This is a genomic window from Vibrio crassostreae, from assembly GCF_041439375.1.
Classification (GTDB): domain Bacteria; phylum Pseudomonadota; class Gammaproteobacteria; order Enterobacterales; family Vibrionaceae; genus Vibrio; species Vibrio crassostreae_D.
In genome coordinates this window covers 1-18,155 of sequence record NZ_JBGONY010000012.1, presented here as the reverse complement: position 1 = coordinate 18,155, position 18,155 = coordinate 1, and the positions used below count along the sequence as shown (strand labels likewise).

Sequence of the window (18,155 nt, the reverse complement as noted above, 5' to 3'; positions counted from 1 at the left end):
TTATCACCTTATTTAAGATAGCAGAACAAACGCCGCGTTACCTAGAGTTACTAACCGAATATCTCCGTCAAAATAACGAATAAACAAACGGTTAGTAACCAAGCTCGTGTTTACTGACTTGGTAGATTACTGAACGGCTAAGTCCGCTCTGCGTACCCAGAATGCTCGTATATGATCATAAATCAGATTAAACACAAACGCGTAAATGGTAATAAAAATGGTCACGCCGATATCCATTAAGAATGCCTGCCAAATCCCCACATTAAGCAAGAAAGCCATCACTGGGATTGTCGCTATGAGAAGACCAGCTTCAAACAACACCACGTGAAAAACACGCAATTTCAGCGAACGCTTTGATTTTTCACCCGTGAAGTAGCGATCAAAAATGCGGTTGAAACAGTAGTTCCAAATCATCGCGATGGTCGCAACAACTATCATGGTTCCTGATAAGGCATTCACATCATGATCAGTAAATATCGCTAAGCCTATAATTGATAGTGTTACGGCCAATACTTCAAATAACACTGAATGAAACACTCTTTCTAACGTACTCATACATTCCTCTAAATAATCTATTACGTGTTGGATTGGTCGAGATTATGTCACCTGAAATAATAAGAGAAAGTTAACAGCCATCACGAATAGTGATAGCCTAGGAGTGATTACCCCCTTTGGTATTGAGCGAGAGATAACATGTACAGTTTTGAGCAATTAAAAGTCTTCGTCACTGTGTGTGAAAGTGGCTCTTTCTCTGCCGCCGCTCGCAAACTGAAACGCGCTCAGTCTGGAGTCAGCCAGTCGATCGCCAACCTAGAAATTGCCATCGACCAAGAGCTATTTAACCGAGAGAAAAACATCCCCGTTTTGACCAACACAGGTAAAGCGTTATTACCTGTCGCTAAGTCGATTCTCGACCAACAAAAGTACTTCGACCAAAAAGTAGAATCGCTCACACAAGAAGATGAGCACGAACTGATCATTGCGGTTGATGAAAGCATCATAGATAAGAATTTCATTAAGATAATCAGCTCACTGGCCGATCAGTTCCCAATCACGCACTTCGATATTATTACGGCCTCAACCTTCGATGTGGAAGACCTCGTAAGACGCGGCAAAGCGCAGATTGGCATCATCTATGCGGATGGTGAACTTAAAGTGGATATGGACTTCTTCTTACTGGGCCAAGCCCGCTTTCTTACAGTTAGCTCCGCCACTCACGAACTCAGCCAAATGTCGGTAGTACAAGACTCAGATCTAAAGCGTTACCGCCAATGTGTGCATCGCAGTTCAAAGCAGCGCGAACTGTGGTTCACCTACGGTATTAGCTCGATGCTTTGGTATGCCAACAACCACAAAACGATCATCGATCTCGTTGAACAGAACGTTGGCTGGGCAAATGTGCCTGAAATGATGGTGATGGAAGGCATTCAAAAAGGCGATCTCGTAGCACTGCCAGTGGCACACGAGCATGGTGGTTGGATTACTCCAGTGGGTTGCTTAGTGTCTCGCAGCCACATTAATGGGCCAGTGCTGACCAGCTTGATTGAGCAACTTAAGGGACACTCACTGCAATACAATCAATGGCAAGCCAACTAGTCTCCTGTATTTTTGAAAGCACATCTATTTTTGAAAGCACCTCTATTTTCAAAACTCCTCTGTTTTTTTAAAGCCATTCCATTTTTGAAAAAATCGTCAATTCAGAGATTCAACATCGGTGTGGAACTCACCACCGCTACCTCATTTCCGCTTTTCGTGCCGATAATTTTCTTTGTCGTGTGGATAAAACACCTTAGTTGATGTCCAAAAGTGACCTAACTACACTGCGATCCCAACCGGGTGTGTCTTTTCAAACGAATGTAGACAGACCCAAATCGCTCTTTAACATCACTGACCCAACTTCAAATCTCCCACATAAGTGCCCCTGCCCTGCAACCACTTGTGAAAGCTTCAAATAGATCACTTTTGAATATTGATTCGCACCCAGTTTATGAGCGCTCTTCGAGTGCTTTTTTATATCTAAATGAACCTTTTGGAAAATTTGTCGTGAACGTTTTAAGAAATATTTGCCCTGAGAAAATGGGCAAAGAGCGTAACAAACGAGAGTATGATTTACGCGTACTTAATTGTGTCAGTGAAAGCGAGTATGAATCGCGTATGGCGGTTTGGAATAGCTTAACTTTGGTTGCTACTCCGTCTGTTTCAGAAACAAAAGGCTTCATCGATGAGGCTTTCAACAAACTTCAGCAAGACTTGAAAGAAGCGAGCCGTGAGTTATCGATTAACTACACGGACTTCATCGCAATGGCACATGAAGAGCTCAACTACATTAAGGTGTTTGTTGCTGATAAGACCGCACAATACGGCTGGTATGCCGCGATCGTTCTTATGATCATCGGTACTGTTGCTTTATGCGCTCAGTAAACCAAACTGTGTATTAAATAAATTGTCTTAAAAGCTCAAGCGATAGGCCAATTTAGCCTTTCTATGAGCCTGTTCTTTAACTAGAAAACAAATGGTTAACCTCATTTGTTTTCTAGTCTATAACCCCTTCACTCTCCCATCAGAGACAACAGATCCCGCGTCGCTTGTTTTGGATCTTCAGCGTGACATATCGCAGATACCAGTGCTAACCCATGAATACCGCTCTCAACTAACTGCGGAATGTTCGACTCGTTGATTCCACCGATACCCACAATCGGCAACTTCGTTGTTTCCAACGCCATTTGAATGCCTTCATAACCCCAATGTTTCTTTAGATTCGTCTTGGTCGGTGTGGCAAAAAGCGCACTGAGGCCAATGTAATCGATCGGCAAACTATCGGCTTCTTGAAGCTGTTGCTCAGTTTCGATCGACAGACCAAGAATCTTGTCTGGGCCAATCAGCTTGCGTGCTAACGCGGCAGGCATATCCGATTGCCCCAAGTGCAAACCATCGGCATCAACGGCCAATGCCACATCAACTCGATCATTAATGATCAACGGCACACCTGAACCAGACAAAATCGACTTAACGGCCTGCGCTCGTTCAATAAAAGCTCTCACATCTCCATGCTTCTCTCTTACTTGAACCATAGTGACACCACCAGCGATTGCTTGTTCAACCACGAACTTAAGCGTTTCTAAATCTTGTTGGTCATCCGTTACTAAGTAGAGCTTATAAGGGTTCATATCGTGCCTTTGGAGTCGGAGTCTAAATTGAGTTGCTACCATTTTACCGACAATTCGCATCATGTGCATGGAAGTTAATACTAAATTAGCTCAATTAAGCGCGCACCATTGAATATGCAACTCGTTGAAAGCATACCGAAAACCCTGAAATTTTTAACGAAAGCGTTACTTATTACACAAACTATTCACTTAAGCCTGCCCAGAACGCTGTTTTATGGAATACTTCGCTATGAAGGAATCAGGTAAATATAGGGATAGTTATGCGCCACCTTTCTATAGCGCTCAAGATCAAGCTGGGTTATGCCATCTGCTTGCTCTTTTTCGTCATTTCAGGCTTTGTGAGTTACAAAGGTATCCAAACCTTGTCGAACGGCTTCAGCCAATACAGTGAACTCAGCCATAAAGCGACACTCTCAGGCAACATTCAAGTGCACTTTCTTCAGGTGCGTTTGGCTTCTGAACGTTACTTAGAGTCATTGGATGAACAGTACGAAACGAATTATCAATCAAGTAAACTCGCGATTGATGAACTGCTGAACAACTTAATCCAAACCACCACCAACACCGATAGCTTGTCGAGCCTGCAATTAGTGCAAGACAGCGTTGCGGCCTTTGATGTGGCTTATGGGTCAATGAAACAGAGTGAGCTCCTCATTGAACAACTGGTAAACGTTGAGATGGTCAAACGAGAGACCAACGCACTGAAAGCTGCTCAGAGCTTGTTGTATGAGTCTTACAATAACAATGATCCAAACGCGAGCTTATACGCCGGCATGTTGATGGAGAACTTCCTCGCAGCCAAGATCACCGTGCTCAGTTACTCAAACAACAACGACCTCAAAACCTATGAAGCGGGCAAAGATATCTTTGAATACGCGCTACCAGGTATCGAAGGCGACATTGAATCTCTCAAATCATCGCCTTATCAAAGTGAGCTGATTGAAGACTTCTCGAACCAACGCGAAGCGTATGCAAAGGGCTTTGAGCAAGTTCATCAACAAATGATTGAGAACACGCAAAGAACCGCTACCCTCGCCTCTATTGGCGACAGTTTAGCGATTGCGGTCGCCGATGCTCAAAGTATTCTCGAACAACAAAAGCAAGCGCTCACGCCTGTACTGCAAGCCAGTGAAAAGCGCTCGATTCAAATCATTATATTGCTGACAGGAGTTGCCTTAGTTATTGGCATGACGAGCGCCGTGTTGGTGACTCGCTCTATTACCACAGGCATCGCGCAGGTTAAACAAATCACCAACGAACTTTCTCAGGGCAATCTGAATGTTGAAGTGAACATTGAGAGCAAGAACGAGATTGGTGAACTGCTAACCAACATGGAGATCACCATTGAGTCTCTGCGCGATATTGTTGGCCAAGTGAACCGCTCTAGTGTGCGTATTGGTGAGATGTCGGAGTCACTCAATCAAGTGACAAACAACAGCTCGACCAACGCAACACAATTGAACAGCGAAATGATCAATATCTCTTCTGCCGTTGATCAATTGGCTTCAAGCACATCAGAAATTGCGGCAAGTGCTAACCACGCGTCTCAAGTTGCTAACCAAGCAACCGAGAATGTGGCGATGGGACTGAAAGAAGTAGACAAAACACTGCATGAAATTGGCAGCGCCGATGAAAGCATGCAGGTCAGCAGCCAAAAAGTGACTGACTTACACAAAGAGTCGATGAACATTGGTGCCATTCTTGAAGTAATTAAAGGTGTATCTGAGCAAACCAACCTACTGGCATTGAACGCTGCCATTGAAGCCGCTCGTGCGGGTGAACAAGGTCGTGGGTTTGCTGTCGTAGCCGATGAAGTGAGAACGCTCGCTAAGCGTACTCAAGATTCTGCGAGCCAGATTGATGAACTCATCACTTCGCTACAACGTGGCGCTAAAGATGCGTTAGAGTCGATCAAAGAGAGTCATAGCACCGTTTCTGATGCTTCAACTCAGGCACAGCAAGCTTCTCAGAATTTGCATGTGATTAACCAACACATCCAAGATTTGAATCAGGCCAACAGCCAAATCGCGGTATCGGTCGATGAGCAGGATTGCTTAACCAAATCTCTGGGTGAAAATGCGCAAGGTGCCAATACCATCGCACAAAGCAACCAAGAATCGGTCAGCAGCATTTCAGGTGCAGCGAGCGACTTAACCGAGGTTGCTCACCACCTAGAAAGCCAAGTAAATCGATTTAGAACCTAACGAAACCAGCCTTCAACACGGCTGACACGGTTTCGAACCAATAATAAAAAGCCCCCTACACATAAGTGTCGGGGGCTTTCTTTTAGTTAGGAGCTTTAAGTTAAGAACGATTAACTCAGAACTATCAGTTTTGAGCTTAGAACTAGATTAAACCTATTGAATCTTCAAGCGTTGAATCAGTGTCTCTTCATCTAGTTGATACAGCTCATCGAGTAAGTTCATCTGCAAGCTACCTGGGCCACGTGAGTTCTCAGCCGCAATTTCACCAACCACACCCAATACCGCCGCAGCAGCCAAACCACTGTCATCACCGACAGCAGCAAATGCGCCCGTCAATGCTGTTAAAGTACAGCCCATGCCTGTCACATACGGCATCATTGGATGACCATTGTTTAACGTCACAACACTGTCTTTCGTGACAACGTAATCCGTCTCACCAGAAATAACCACATTCGCACCGTATTCAGCCACTAAGCATTGCGCAGCGCCTATTGCAGCATCACTGCTATCCAACGCATCAACGCCTTTGCTCTGTGCTTGCTCACCCGCTAGCGCGATAATCTCAGACGCATTACCACGAATGATTAGCTTATCCGCTAAACGTGCAATTTCACGAGAAGTCTCGGTACGCAGCGTACTTGCGCCACAACCCACAGGGTCAAGAACCACAACCTTATTGTTCGCATTCGCTTGTTCAACCGCGAAGCGCATTCTTGGCGTCCAAACACTGTCTAACGTACCGATGTTAATCACAAGCGCGCCAGAGAATGACATCATCTCAGCCAGTTCTTGTTGCGAGTGCGCCATGATAGGCGAAGCACCAATCGCCAGCAGAGCATTGGCCGTGTTATTCATCACCACGTAGTTGGTGATGTTCACAACCAACGGCTTTTGCTCTCGTACTGCACGCAGCGATTGGATGATTTGTTCAGTTAGCATGGGTTAATCCTTATTCGTGAAAGTCGCTTTTAATCCGCTGTTGAGTCATCAAGTGCATTCAGACCTTGCTGCCAGAAAGCCACTTCCATACGTGTTGCCGTTTTGAAGATATGAACGATGTTCTGACCGCGCTCGCTGTTAATATCAATTTCAGCCAGTAGCTGATTGAAATACTCTGCGCCCGTTGCCACGCCCGATTGGAACTCTTCTCCGCAGTATAGCTGTAACCAACTCGCGTATGGGTTACCTTCTAAAACAGTATCACTGCTTTCTAGAAGCGCTTTACCAATCACGGCATAACCAATTGAACACGGAGCCAGTGCCGCATAAAGATCGACAAGATCACCCGTCATACCTGCATCTAGAACGTAGCGCGTGTAAGCGACTGTGCCAAAATCTTCAGGTTCGTTTTCCAAGTCAGATTCCGTTAAACCCCACTGACCACAGTAAGTCACGTGGTGTGAAATTTCAGAATCTAATAGAGCATGAACACTTGGCAGAGCACGGCGCATATCTGCCAAAGTTTTAGCTTTGTAAATCGCCAATGCATAAGCGCGAGCATACTGCTTCAAAAACAGAAAATCTTGCTTCAAATAATGCAGAAAACACGGCTGAGCAAGAGTGCCGTTCGCCAGCGTTTTAACAAAATCATGCTCGGTGTAGTCTTGCCAATCTTGCTGACAGGCTTGGATTAAGTCTTGGTATTTCATGAGATTCCTTAGTCAAAAGTCGGTACGTAATCTGCGGCTTTTGGTAGTGATTTGATAATACCTTTGTCGAACATGAACTGCGCGTAATCATCGTAACGCTTCATATCTACAGCTGAAGGGCGAAGTGCAAAACGAGTCAGTGTGTCGTTCCACGCGCGTTGGTTAAGTTCGTTGTTCAACGTATCTGGTGAATACGCCACAAACTCACTCCATGAATCTTGAGGGTGGTTCACGATGTAAGTTGTTGCTTGCTCAAGTGCTTTGTTGAATGCTTTGATTGCTTCGTCGTCGTGTTTCTTTGCGTTCGCCACAAAGATCAGCTCATCGTAAGCTGGCACACCATGCTCTTCTGGGAAGAATGCTTTCGCTTTAAAGCCTTCAAGCGCTAGCTGGTTAGTTTCGAAGTTACGTAAGCCACCCCAAATTGCGTCTACCTTGCCCGATGCCAATGAAGATGAAAGTGCCCAACCGACATTGATGGTTTGCACGTCAGTAAACTCAACGTTTTCTTGAGCCAGCATGGTGCCGATCGTCGCTTCTTCGTTGCCCGCAATCGCAATACCGATCTTCTTGCCTTTCAGGTCCGCTAACGAATCGTTCTTGCCGTTATCTAAAACCATGAGCGTGTTCAGTGGCGTTGCGATAAGAGTTGATGCGCGAACGAGAGGCAAGCCTGCTGCCACATCCATAGTTAGGCTTGGTTGGTAGGTTACGGCTAAATCGACCTTACCTGCTGCGACAAGTTTCGCTGGAGTGCTTGGGTCAGCTGGCTCTTGGATTTCAACCTCTAGGCCTTGGTCAGCAAAGTAACCACGCTCTTGAGCAATCACAATTGGGCCATGGTTCGGGTTCACAAACCAATCCAACATCAATGTCAGTTTCTTTTGTTCAGAACCCGCCAATGCATGACCTGAAACTAGCGAAGCAAGCAGTGCTACTGCACCTACCAATTTGGTGTTTTTCATAGTTAACCTTTCCTTTTGAATATTATTATTGTGTTTGTCGATCTAATTTTTAACGAGGTGTTGTTTAGATAAATAGCCTTGAGCGAAGCTTTATTAAACAAAGAGTTATTGAGCTAGCCATCACTGGTTCTCCCAAGGGATAGCTTTTTTGAGTAATTTGTCTGTGATGAAGTAGAGCGAGATAGAGAGCACCGCCAAGATAAACAAGGCCGCGAACATCTCATCAATGATCATGCGCGCATTGGCTTGCAGCATTAGATAGCCTAACCCTTCACTCGAACCCACCCACTCGCCGACAACCGCGCCAATTGGAGCAATAACCACAGCGACACGAATACCTGACGCCAATGTTGGCAGTGCAGCAGGCAGTTGGATGTGACGAAGCAGTTGCCATTTCGATGCGCCCATCGTCTTGGCAAGATCGAGATAGCCTGTCGGTGTATTACGTAGGCCGTCGTAGCAACATGTGGTCACAGGGAAGAAGATAATGGTCGCCGCCATCACCACTTTTGACGCGATGCCGTAACCAAGCCACAACATCAATACTGGAGCGATAGCAAACACGGGGATCGCTTGGCTCGCAATTAAGATAGGCAACAGCCAACGTTTCAACGGATCAAACATCAACATCTGCAAGGCGAAAAACAGCCCCATAGACAAACCTAGTAATAGCCCAAGTAAGATCTCTTGTGCGGTCACCCAAGTGTGTTTGAGTAACACATCGTAGCGTTCAATAAGCTTGAGAAAGACTTCTGCGGGGGCCGGAAGAATGAAGCTCGGCATTTCGAAAACAACGACCACAAGTTGCCATAAGCCAAGAATCACAACACTGCTGATAAGCAAACGCATAACGGGATTCATCTGACTTGAACGTTCAGTGCTAGACTGCACGTTCGTTGACTGAGTCACAGCTTCACTTCGCATTAGATCATTCATAATCACGCTCCAACTGATCTAAGATCGCCTGTTGCAACTCGGCACACTCACCATCGAGCACTCGTGGCGTTGAGGTGTGAGGCACAGGTAAAGAGTGAGCACTCGCAGGCATGCCTTGCAACACATACAAGTTATCCGCCAGACGCACCGCTTCTTGCGGATCATGGGTGATCAACACAACGGTTTTATCTCTCAACAGTTCACACGCTAAGGTCTGTAATTTGTGTCTTGTTACTGCATCCAGTGCTGAGAAAGGCTCATCCATCAACACGACAGGTTTGTCTTGCATTAAGGTGCGAGCCAGAGCAACACGCTGGCGCATACCACCAGACAACTGATCCGGCGTAGTATCCGCGTAATCGGCCAAACCAACTGAAGCGAGTAACTCGAACGCTCGGTTCCTTTGCTCTGCGTTTTGATGCTTGTTCGTGGTGTTCTGGAAGCGATGGCTCAGGCATACATTGTCGATAACCGATAGCCATGGCAGTAACAAATCTTGCTGTGCCATGTATGCGATACGATCAGTTAGAGGCAGTTCATCAGACGTTGCCAATGTACCCTGCCACTCCACCTTGTCTTCCAACAAACCTGCCAAATAACACAATACCGTCGTTTTCCCACAACCACTGCGTCCAAGTAGCACTGTCCACTTACCTGCGCTTAAGTTAAGTGACAGCCCCGACAGGGTCGCGTGCTCGCTATCTCGGTAACGCAACGTCGCATTGCTAAGTTGAACGCCAACCGTATTAACGGACATTACCGTGCCCAGCGAAAAAGTGATTTACTGGGCCATGACCTTGACCGACTTTCAACTCGTCAGCATGGGCAATCGCGCGTGAAATGTATTGTTTACCCAGGTCTACAGCCTCTGGGAGCGTGTTGCCTTGAGCCAAGAAAGAAGCAATAGCAGAAGAGAGCGTGCAGCCCGTGCCATGAGTGTTTTTGGTAGGAAAACGCTTCGCGCTAATCACAGCAGATGCAGTTGGTAGAATCAGTAAGTCATTGCTGTTTTCATCTTTCTCTAGATGACCACCTTTTAGCAGAACGGCTTTAGCACCTAAAGCGCGCAGATCTTCAATCATGTCCTGCATTTCGGCTTCGCTTTCAGGTACCGGCTTGCCTGTTAACGCCGCGCCTTCAGGTAAGTTAGGGGTAATAATGTCGGCGAGCGGAATCAGCTCTTGTTTTAGCGTAGTGATAGCAGAGTTTTCTAGAAGAAGGTCGCCGCTTGTCGCGACCATTACAGGGTCAATTACCAAGTGTTTTGGTTGGTATTGTTTGATTTTGTCTGCAACGACTTTGATGATTTGCGAATCCGCCAACATACCAACTTTTACCGCCACGATATTCAGATCGGTGAACACCGCATCTAACTGGCTAGCAACATGCTCAAGTGGGATTGGAAAAATGGCTGATACGCCTTGGGTATTCTGAGAGGTAATCGCAGTAATCACCGAACAAGCGAAGCTACCCGTTGCAGACATGGCTTTAATATCCGCTTGAATACCTGCGCCGCCGCCACTGTCAGAACCAGCGATCGTCAATACAATCGGAGTGTTTGTTCGAATCGAACCATCAGCAGAGTGCTGCGAAACTGAGGCTTTTAGCGTTAAATCTTTTGAATTAGAACTGTGTGTCATTGTCGCTCCTACTATCTTACAAGACGTAGGAGAACGAACACCGATCGAAGGAGAAGTCGCAATAAACACATGAAAGTTTTCATGGGTGCAGACGCAGATCGAGTGCTTATAGTTCCCTACGCCAGTGTTAACTGAATCAGGTTCAACGGGTCTCGATTAACGATCTCAGCAAACACCAAATAAGGTATATGCCCCCCGACTATTGATAGCGATAGTAACAGCACTCTCACAACTGAGATACTGATTTTATTCAATTATAAGAATTACACATGAAAAAATTTCAATTAGGCAAAACAAAACAAATACTTATAACGTTCCTTTAGATGGCTTCGACTGTATAAACAAGCACAACACAATCAGAGACATACCTAGCCAACCTGTAAAAGGAATCAGCTCACCGACAACACAGACGGCAAGCACCGCTGCAACTACTGGTTCAAACAGAGTCAGCAGATTGGCGCTACTCGCGGTCACGTGGCGTAAACCAAAACTGAACGCGATATAGCCCAAGCATTGTGGGATTAACGTCAGATAACTGATGACTAATACGTTAATCTGCGAGGAAAACAGGTTCTCCCCCGTAAACCAGAGCGTTGGCAGCAACAGCATCGCACCCAGGCCAAAAATACTGCCCATCGCCGCTTGTGACTTAATCCCTTTGTCGATCAGTGCTTTGGTCGCCCAAGAATAAATGGCGTAACACAACCCAGCGAGCAAACCTAAAGCAATACCGAACAGCTTGAGATCATCACCGGATTCATTCGTCGATGAAGATTCTGAAAACACCAACAACCCAATACCCACCACACCAATCGCAAAGCTAGTGAGCCAACGTTTGTTGATATTATTCTTTTTGCTAATAAGACACTCTAACAGAGCAGAAAAGAAAGGTGCGGTAGCAATCGAAACCACTGTACCAATCGCCACGCCAGATAATTTCATTGAAGAATAGAAAGCTAAAGGATAGATCGCTAAAGCCAAAGCGCTCACCGTCAACAGCTTCTTGTTCTGCAAAAGCTTGTCGAAAGCGAATAGGATTTTTCGATACGCCAATCCCGCTTGCATTAGGCCACCGACGCCCATAGAGAAAGCACCAATCGCTAATGGGCTTAGATCAGGCGCAAAACTTGCGGCGGTGCCTGTCGTGCCCCATAAAATAGAAGCAAACAAGATGGCTAAAGTGCCCGTTTGGAATTCGTTAACGCGATTGATGGCAAGATTCATTTCTATTACCCAATTTTCAGTTCTGAAATAGATAATAGTGAAGATTGATAAAAGTTAGTTTGCCGAAAGGACGCTATTGTTGTTTCTAAAGACTGTCTTTCATTGAGCCTAGAAACGCCCTTGGAGACATGCCAAAGTGCTGAGAGAAGCGACGACTGAAAGCAGACACATCACTATAGCCCACATTTTCAGCAATCAATTGAACCGGTAAATCGGTATGAGTTAACAAGGCTTGGGCTTTCTCCATACGATAGCGAGTGATGTATTTAAGCGCACTGATACCCAGACATTCTTTGAAGCGTTTTTTGAATTGAGTGGGGCTCAAACAAGCCGTTTCTGCAAGTTGCGAAATGGATAATGGTTGTGTGTAATTATCCGCTATCAGCCTTTGTACAGCGCGGATTCTTGGGTCGATGCTCTTGCTCACTTGTTGTTGCTCTAACAGCAGTGAAAACACATCCAAGATGGATGACTCAATACCGCTATCGACCTGATATTCCAGCTGCTTCTCAACAAACAACAAGAAGCTCGTCAAAGGTGGCGTTATCGTGAAAACCGAGAGCTCGTGCTCTAACAAATGCTGAGGCAACACAGCCATATCCGCGACAATAAACCGCGCTGCTTCGTCCGCTTTAAACGCATGTGCTGTGGTTACCGGAATCACCACACATTCGCCCACCGCCACTTTACCGACATACCCCACCATTTCGATATTAATACTGCCTTGGATCGGCAATACCAGTTGATGATGGTCATCATGAGCATGGGTATTAAATTGCTTGGTGTAAGATCGAATGCTTAAGCTAGATTTCATGAGCAACGCCGGAGTACATTTCGCTAGGTTCAAGTAAGAGATACAACGTTACATTATCACTTCCCTAGAGTCACACTCAATGCACATCAAATTCATGCTAGCTAAGTGACATGATCAAAAACGGCCTCCAAATAAGAGGCCGTTTTTATTCGAATGCTAAATCACGTCAAAGATTTAAAACGATACTTGGTTATCCTGACCAACCACTACCTGAACACTGTTTTGAACATCATAGATTTCAAAACCATCAGCAACCGGATCGGCATTGTCTTCATCACTGTCGTACTGCGCAGTACAGGTATAACCCAATGAGTAAGTACCTGGATCAATGAAGCCCAGAGAGAACTCATAGTTAGACTGTGCTTCATTCATTGCCACTGATGCTGAAGTGACGGGTTTTACTTCCTCACTACCACCAATCGGTGTCATGTCATCTTTGTCGACGTTTCCTTCATACAAATAAACCGATTGAACGTAAGTATTGTCATTTGTAGGGTTACAAGCTTCAAAAGTTGTACTCGCAACAGTCCCTTCAATGTTTCCTGTCTCAACCGTATTGATAAGGCTCACAGACGTTCTTTGAATGGTGTAATCAGGGAGACTTGAACTGTTCTTTAGCCCACGTCGAAGATCGAACTCGACAACAAAGTCGTTACTTTGTTGGTTCACGTTAAATGAATCATTAAAGTAAAGTACGCCAGCGTTATCTTCTTTACCCACGCCTTGCGGGCACGCGCCTTCACCTTTCACCGTTAGCTCACGAGTCATATCATCGTTTTCTATCACGTAAGATGGATCTGTTGGATGATCGCCGTCATTTGCGAACACACACAACTTATAACTGCCTACCGGAATGACCTCATTTTCAATCAAAGGAAGCGCCTCGCTGCCTTGGTAATCTAGCAAATTCACACTTAATGGAATCGGGTCCTCACCATCTGGCAATGGATCGCCATTTTCATCAACGTAGTCGCCGTTTTCGTCCGTTTTATACACATCATAAATCAGTGGCGAACCTCCCTCTTGAGGAAGTAAAGCGACCTTACTGAATGTCACGGTGACGTCTTTAACCTCATCAATGGGCGCATCACTCACGCTCAAGGTAATGGGTGTTGTGCTGCTTGATGAACCTGAATCACCGCCACAACCAACAAGCCCAGCCAGCACAAGGCTCGATAAAGCGGTTTCCTTTAAATACTTCATAACTCATTTCCTATAAATCACTGCTTAATAGAGGGCTTAGTTTGTTGCCCTCTTATTCTTTTCCTTAATGTGACTCATAGATAAACCGCGCTTATGGCCCAAATCGGCTAGCCCTATTATTTAGGGCTGTCTTCATCCAAAAACTCTGTTCATCAAGGTGCACATATCAGGTCGCACATAGGTTAGTTAAGTCTAGTAAGTAAATTGTCAATAGTCGTGCATATTTGGCAAGGTTGCTGTCAAATTGTGTTGGAATGGTCGGTATGTATAGGGTCAGAGAGGATGATTGAAAGCACTCAAATCAAAGTCAAAAATCGCCACCAAGATCAAAAAAGGCCGTTAAGACAGCCTATTGCTGAACTTAAACGACCTTTTTATTGAATGTGGATTAAGCTAATTCGATATTAGCTCATTCAAATTCACTTATTTTTGAAGTTGCTCTTTAGCCGCTTCAACCTTAGAAAAATCTAGGCCAAGCTCTTCAACTGCTTCTTTGATTAGCGCAGGGTTTTGCATTACCTGACCCATCAGCATTTGAAGTTTATCTTGTGGTAAACCAAGTTGGCTGATTGTCGCCATTGCTGCAAGAGGGTTCTCGGTCAACGTCTTGAATATCTCGCTGATCTGCTCGTCGCTAATATTGTTCTCTTTCAACATTGCTAAAATCGGGTTCATTTTTTTGCCTTTGAAACACTAAATTAAGTAGGAGCACAGCATACCATCTAGCTGTGCTCGATTGTACTAGCAAGTGAAGCTTTGGTTTAACGCGAACGGTACTTTTCCCAAACGCAAATAATGCTTGGGCTTAGCGAGACTCTAATGGGTAAGAGCGGTAGCTCCACATACCATACGTTCTCAGTGCGTCACGGTAGATGCCTAGAAGCTCACCACTGCTCGCTTTCTTAAGATCTTCGAGCGGCTTGTCTGGGTAAGAAACCGTATCGAAGGTAATGCCCTGAGGGCCCGTTTGCCAGCTAGCGATTTCAAACAGAGTTTGACCACGACGAACATGGCTTGCCGAGCTGATAATGGTCGCGTGCTTAATATCATGACGAGCAAGCGCATAGCTACTGAATAAGGCATTCCCTACCGTGCTGGTCGCGTAGTTCTCTTCAATGATGCGATCTTTACTTACCCCTTTTGAGATAAGCCAATCCGCCATTAACTTGCCTTCTGTCTTATGGTTCTTAGGCACGCCGCCGGTTAACACGATCATCGCGTCTGGGTTCGCTTTCGACATTGCTAATGTCGTTTCAAGACGTTCAATCAAGATTTTATGCATAGAGCCATCAGGGTTAAGCGCGTAGCCCAAAGTGACGATGGCTCCGTGGTCGCTCAACAGTCCCTTATCCGCAGACTCTTTAAGAGGTGTTTCTAACACGCGGTCAACCGTAGCAAAGATGCGTTTGATGTCTTCTGCTTTACCCTTGTTCAGGCTTTCCAGTTTCTCCATGTGCTTGTTGGATTCACTGTCATTGCCTTCGAATCTCTGCCAAACCGCAAGATACGCATGTAAGTCGACATCATCTGGCGCAACCGTCAATGCTTGCTCAAACAGCTCAATAGCGCGCTCTGCATTCTTGTTGTAGATCTGAGCGTTCGCTGCCGAGATCAACAAATCAGTACGGTAAGGTTCTAACTGGTAAGCTTCTAACAATCGGTTGGTCACAATTTCCATGTTGCTTGGCATTTTAGCCGTGAAGCCCGCGTGAGAAATTCTTGCCGGAGACTTAAACGCCTGCAACGCATCAAGAAGTAGTTGGTCGACAACTTGTCGCTTAGTCACCAGCTGCGCGTAGTCCGCAGAAGCCTGTACAGCACCATCGTTAGCAGCAAAAGAATAAGGTGTTGCGCCAAAGGCTAGCATGCCACCAAGAGCGAGGGCGATAATGTTCTTTTTCATGGAAAGATCCTGTGTCGTTAAGTGTTCACATCAGATTTGTTCACCAATGTAAGTCCCTAAGATTAAAAAACCGTGAACCACACCAGAATCTCCGAGGTTAATATTCATTTGTTGCATAAGGTGTGGCTGCAGATCACGATTTTATGCGCCAGAGTAAGCTCAAATATCCAGATAGCTTCTAGTTATGAGGAACTCCCTTGATTACTTTGGAATATTTAACTTCGCCCCCACACGCCTATTCCATCTAAATCCGTAAGCTTCGAAGCTCAGCCTCGAATCTAAACGTGCGTTTTATGTTCATTATTTCAGTAACTTAAAACGCGATCCCCCTACCAGTCCACGCTCATTCACGCTCACATGACCAGTTCAAAAGGCACAGAGTGTGATATCAAACCGATCAATTCACAGAAAATTCAAAAATCAGACATTGAACGATCGTTCAAGTAATGCTTTAATGAATGACCAATACAAGGAGTTACCCCATGCTTAAGTTCTATTTTCACCAAACACCCAACCCAATGAAGATCGCTCTGTTTCTAGAAGAGACAGGCCTAGATTTTGAACTTGTTCCTGTCGATACCTTAAAAGGCGAGCAACACACACCGGAATATCGTTTGATCAATCCAAACGGCAAAACGCCCGCGATTGAAGACGAAGGACAACGTGTATTCGACTCTAACGCTATCCTGCTGTACCTATCCGAGAAAACAGGCAAGCTAGCTGGTCAGCCAGAAGATAGAGCCGAACTGCTATCTTGGATGATGTTTATTGCGAGCGGCCTTGGTCCATACTCTGGCCAATCGGTACACTTCCGTCATGCTGCTCCAGCAGGCCTAGACTACGCTGTGAACCGTTATCTACGTGAAGCACAACGTCATTACGAAGTGTTAGAGAAGCATATGGAAGGTCGTGAATTTATCGTCGGAAATGAGTACACCATTGTCGATGTCGCTGCATGGGGTTGGATTGATAAAGCACCTTTCGTGCTTGGTGAAGAAGGCCTAGAACCTTACCCGAACTTAAAGCGTTGGTTTAACGCCATCAACACTCGCCCTGCTGCACTGCGTGCTCGCGAAATCGGCAAAGACGTTGAATTTAAAACCGAACGTGATGAAGAAGCGAAACGAGCACTGTTTCCTTCGAATTATGCGAAGTAGAAGTAAAGTTTAACAAAGAGGCTCAGTAGTAATCTGCTGGGCCGTTTACTTCACCTTGATTACTCCAAAATAACCGCCGATCCCTCCTAGTTCAAAAATCTCCCTCCTGATTCCATCACCCTAACCTGCGTATTGAATAAGTAACCTCAAAGTCGTAAGTAACTGTTGCAAGTCATAAAATACAGATTTAGAGCTACTTGATATGAGATCATAATGATATTCTGTATATCATTAAATATTTCATAGGCTTTGAAGCGAGCCTTTAAGTCAATCTAAGCGTGGTTTGTATATGATGAGCATCGAGCACGATGGGACTACATTCATTGCCGATAAAAAAGTTCACCAAGCAGTAAGCGGCACTTACCTAGTGGATATGGATGGCCTACTGTCTCTAAACGACATTCAGCGTCTACCAGGTAAGAAACTAGCGATCAGCTTTAACGGCTCGACTCTAACAATCGAAGAAGATGAAGTGAGAGTTGTGGGTAGAGTTGCGTTGGTTATGGAGAAGAAGTGATGGAACATGTAAAAACGATATTCGATGGTCTTCCAAAATTAACCGATGAACAGATTCAAAGTCTTAAAGATTCCATAGATCCTATTTGGCATAGAGATTTTCTAATACAACATTTAAGTCTCGATACTGACATTGATAAAGCACACATAGAAAAATATATAGCTAGCAGATACATAAGTGAACCAGCATTAAAAGTCATAAATCACACATTACTAGCCATTGAAGGGATCAGGCCTGGCGATGAAGATAACATAGATGAACTAATTGCATTAATCAGAAAGCAAAACTTATCTCAACATTGCATATATATATCTTCCCAATTTTCTGATTGGGACTTAATCGAAGGCTTTAGCCGACTAGTAAGTCTTGATCTTTCTCTTAGAAGAACCAATTTAAAAAACAAGGAAGAAAATCCTTTTCCTTGGTTAAAAGAGTTACGCTTAGATCATCTAACTTACGATACATTTGAATGGTTAAATGGTTCAGTCAATAATGTTCAAGAGTTAACCTTTGAACATACTTCTGATGACTTAGCACCAGAACAGATAAACCAATTCAAAAACCTGACAGGGTTAATGCTCCCAGATACAACACTCAACATAATAGAAAAACTTAATTTACCTAAGTTAACTTACCTGCATACTCAGCAAGAAGTTAACCTAAACAAACTCACTGGAACGCCAAATCTTGTGAATTTTTCGGGAAAGTTAAGCACTTTAGAGAGGCTTTGTTTCCTAATTGGATCTCAGATAGAAACGGCCAGTATGGGTGATTAT

Annotated in this window: 18 protein-coding genes, 1 pseudogene and 1 riboswitch; of the genes and pseudogenes, 6 read left to right on the top strand and 13 right to left on the bottom strand. The window is 44.9% G+C overall.

Annotated elements, in window-relative coordinates; all coding sequences use genetic code 11:
• Positions 1–126: 126 nt before the first annotated feature.
• Complete coding sequence (locus ACED45_RS07490; protein ID WP_102501232.1) at positions 127–555, bottom strand: PACE efflux transporter; 429 nt, start codon at positions 553–555, stop codon at positions 127–129.
• Between the two features lie 138 nt (positions 556–693).
• On the opposite strand from ACED45_RS07490, the gene ACED45_RS07485 reads away from it, so the two are divergent.
• Both ACED45_RS07485 and ACED45_RS07480 read left to right on the top strand, forming a co-directional pair.
• Positions 694–1,596, top strand: coding sequence for a LysR family transcriptional regulator (locus ACED45_RS07485; RefSeq protein WP_108093158.1), 903 nt, complete (start codon positions 694–696; stop codon positions 1,594–1,596).
• 480 nt (positions 1,597–2,076) lie between these two features.
• A complete protein-coding gene (locus ACED45_RS07480; RefSeq protein ID WP_009844840.1) occupies positions 2,077–2,421 on the top strand; it encodes a hypothetical protein in 345 nt (114 codons plus the stop codon).
• A gap of 128 nt (positions 2,422–2,549) precedes the next feature.
• Here ACED45_RS07480 and thiE read toward each other — a convergent pair whose 3' ends face one another.
• Positions 2,550–3,167: a thiamine phosphate synthase gene (thiE, locus tag ACED45_RS07475; protein ID WP_371713656.1), complete on the bottom strand. Its 618-nt coding sequence runs from the start codon at positions 3,165–3,167 to the stop codon at positions 2,550–2,552.
• A 260-nt stretch (positions 3,168–3,427) separates the two neighbouring features.
• Between thiE and ACED45_RS07470 the strand changes: the two genes are divergently transcribed.
• The gene (locus ACED45_RS07470) at positions 3,428–5,371 is read left to right on the top strand and encodes a methyl-accepting chemotaxis protein (RefSeq protein WP_371713655.1); all 1,944 of its coding nucleotides are present in this window, start codon (positions 3,428–3,430) and stop codon (positions 5,369–5,371) included.
• Between the two features lie 153 nt (positions 5,372–5,524).
• Here ACED45_RS07470 and thiM read toward each other — a convergent pair whose 3' ends face one another.
• The 11 genes from thiM to ACED45_RS07415 form a co-directional block, all read right to left on the bottom strand.
• Positions 5,525–6,310, bottom strand: coding sequence for a hydroxyethylthiazole kinase (thiM, locus tag ACED45_RS07465; protein ID WP_371713654.1), 786 nt, complete (start codon positions 6,308–6,310; stop codon positions 5,525–5,527).
• A 29-nt stretch (positions 6,311–6,339) separates the two neighbouring features.
• Positions 6,340–7,020 (bottom strand): thiaminase II, encoded by a 681-nt coding sequence (tenA, locus tag ACED45_RS07460; RefSeq protein ID WP_371713653.1) that lies wholly within the window; start codon positions 7,018–7,020, stop codon positions 6,340–6,342.
• 8 nt (positions 7,021–7,028) lie between these two features.
• A complete protein-coding gene (locus ACED45_RS07455; protein WP_136978323.1) occupies positions 7,029–7,985 on the bottom strand; it encodes an ABC transporter substrate-binding protein in 957 nt (318 codons plus the stop codon).
• 120 nt (positions 7,986–8,105) lie between these two features.
• Positions 8,106–8,921 (bottom strand): ABC transporter permease, encoded by an 816-nt coding sequence (locus ACED45_RS07450; RefSeq protein WP_371713652.1) that lies wholly within the window; start codon positions 8,919–8,921, stop codon positions 8,106–8,108.
• The gene (locus tag ACED45_RS07445) at positions 8,914–9,678 is read right to left on the bottom strand and encodes an ABC transporter ATP-binding protein (RefSeq protein ID WP_104216410.1); all 765 of its coding nucleotides are present in this window, start codon (positions 9,676–9,678) and stop codon (positions 8,914–8,916) included. The genes ACED45_RS07450 and ACED45_RS07445 overlap by 8 nt, the downstream gene beginning before the upstream one ends.
• Positions 9,668–10,561 (bottom strand): bifunctional hydroxymethylpyrimidine kinase/phosphomethylpyrimidine kinase, encoded by an 894-nt coding sequence (gene thiD / locus ACED45_RS07440; protein WP_170964257.1) that lies wholly within the window; start codon positions 10,559–10,561, stop codon positions 9,668–9,670. Before thiD ends, ACED45_RS07445 begins: the two co-directional genes overlap by 11 nt.
• A 96-nt stretch (positions 10,562–10,657) precedes the next feature.
• A riboswitch (TPP riboswitch) is annotated at positions 10,658–10,769 on the bottom strand.
• Positions 10,770–10,867: 98 nt separating this feature from the next.
• Positions 10,868–11,785, bottom strand: coding sequence for a DMT family transporter (locus ACED45_RS07435; protein ID WP_102394458.1), 918 nt, complete (start codon positions 11,783–11,785; stop codon positions 10,868–10,870).
• Positions 11,786–11,870: 85 nt separating this feature from the next.
• A complete protein-coding gene (locus ACED45_RS07430; RefSeq protein WP_371713651.1) occupies positions 11,871–12,599 on the bottom strand; it encodes a helix-turn-helix domain-containing protein in 729 nt (242 codons plus the stop codon).
• Between the two features lie 174 nt (positions 12,600–12,773).
• On the bottom strand, positions 12,774–13,802 hold the full coding sequence (locus tag ACED45_RS07425) for a DUF4382 domain-containing protein (protein WP_371713650.1): 1,029 nt from the start codon (positions 13,800–13,802) through the stop codon (positions 12,774–12,776).
• 423 nt (positions 13,803–14,225) lie between these two features.
• Complete coding sequence (locus tag ACED45_RS07420; protein ID WP_009844829.1) at positions 14,226–14,477, bottom strand: DUF2999 family protein; 252 nt, start codon at positions 14,475–14,477, stop codon at positions 14,226–14,228.
• A 130-nt stretch (positions 14,478–14,607) separates the two neighbouring features.
• Positions 14,608–15,705 (bottom strand): ElyC/SanA/YdcF family protein, encoded by a 1,098-nt coding sequence (locus ACED45_RS07415; protein ID WP_371713649.1) that lies wholly within the window; start codon positions 15,703–15,705, stop codon positions 14,608–14,610.
• A gap of 482 nt (positions 15,706–16,187) precedes the next feature.
• On the opposite strand from ACED45_RS07415, the gene ACED45_RS07410 reads away from it, so the two are divergent.
• The 3 genes and pseudogenes from ACED45_RS07410 to ACED45_RS07400 all read left to right on the top strand — a co-directional run.
• Positions 16,188–16,862 (top strand): glutathione S-transferase family protein, encoded by a 675-nt coding sequence (locus ACED45_RS07410; protein WP_102257583.1) that lies wholly within the window; start codon positions 16,188–16,190, stop codon positions 16,860–16,862.
• Between the two features lie 307 nt (positions 16,863–17,169).
• Positions 17,170–17,379: pseudogene (locus tag ACED45_RS07405) on the top strand (transcriptional regulator); the annotation flags it as partial.
• Positions 17,379–18,155, top strand: a 777-nt coding sequence (locus ACED45_RS07400) for a hypothetical protein (protein WP_371713648.1), incomplete at its 3' end; no start/stop codon positions are given. The pseudogene ACED45_RS07405 and the gene ACED45_RS07400, both read left to right, overlap by 1 nt.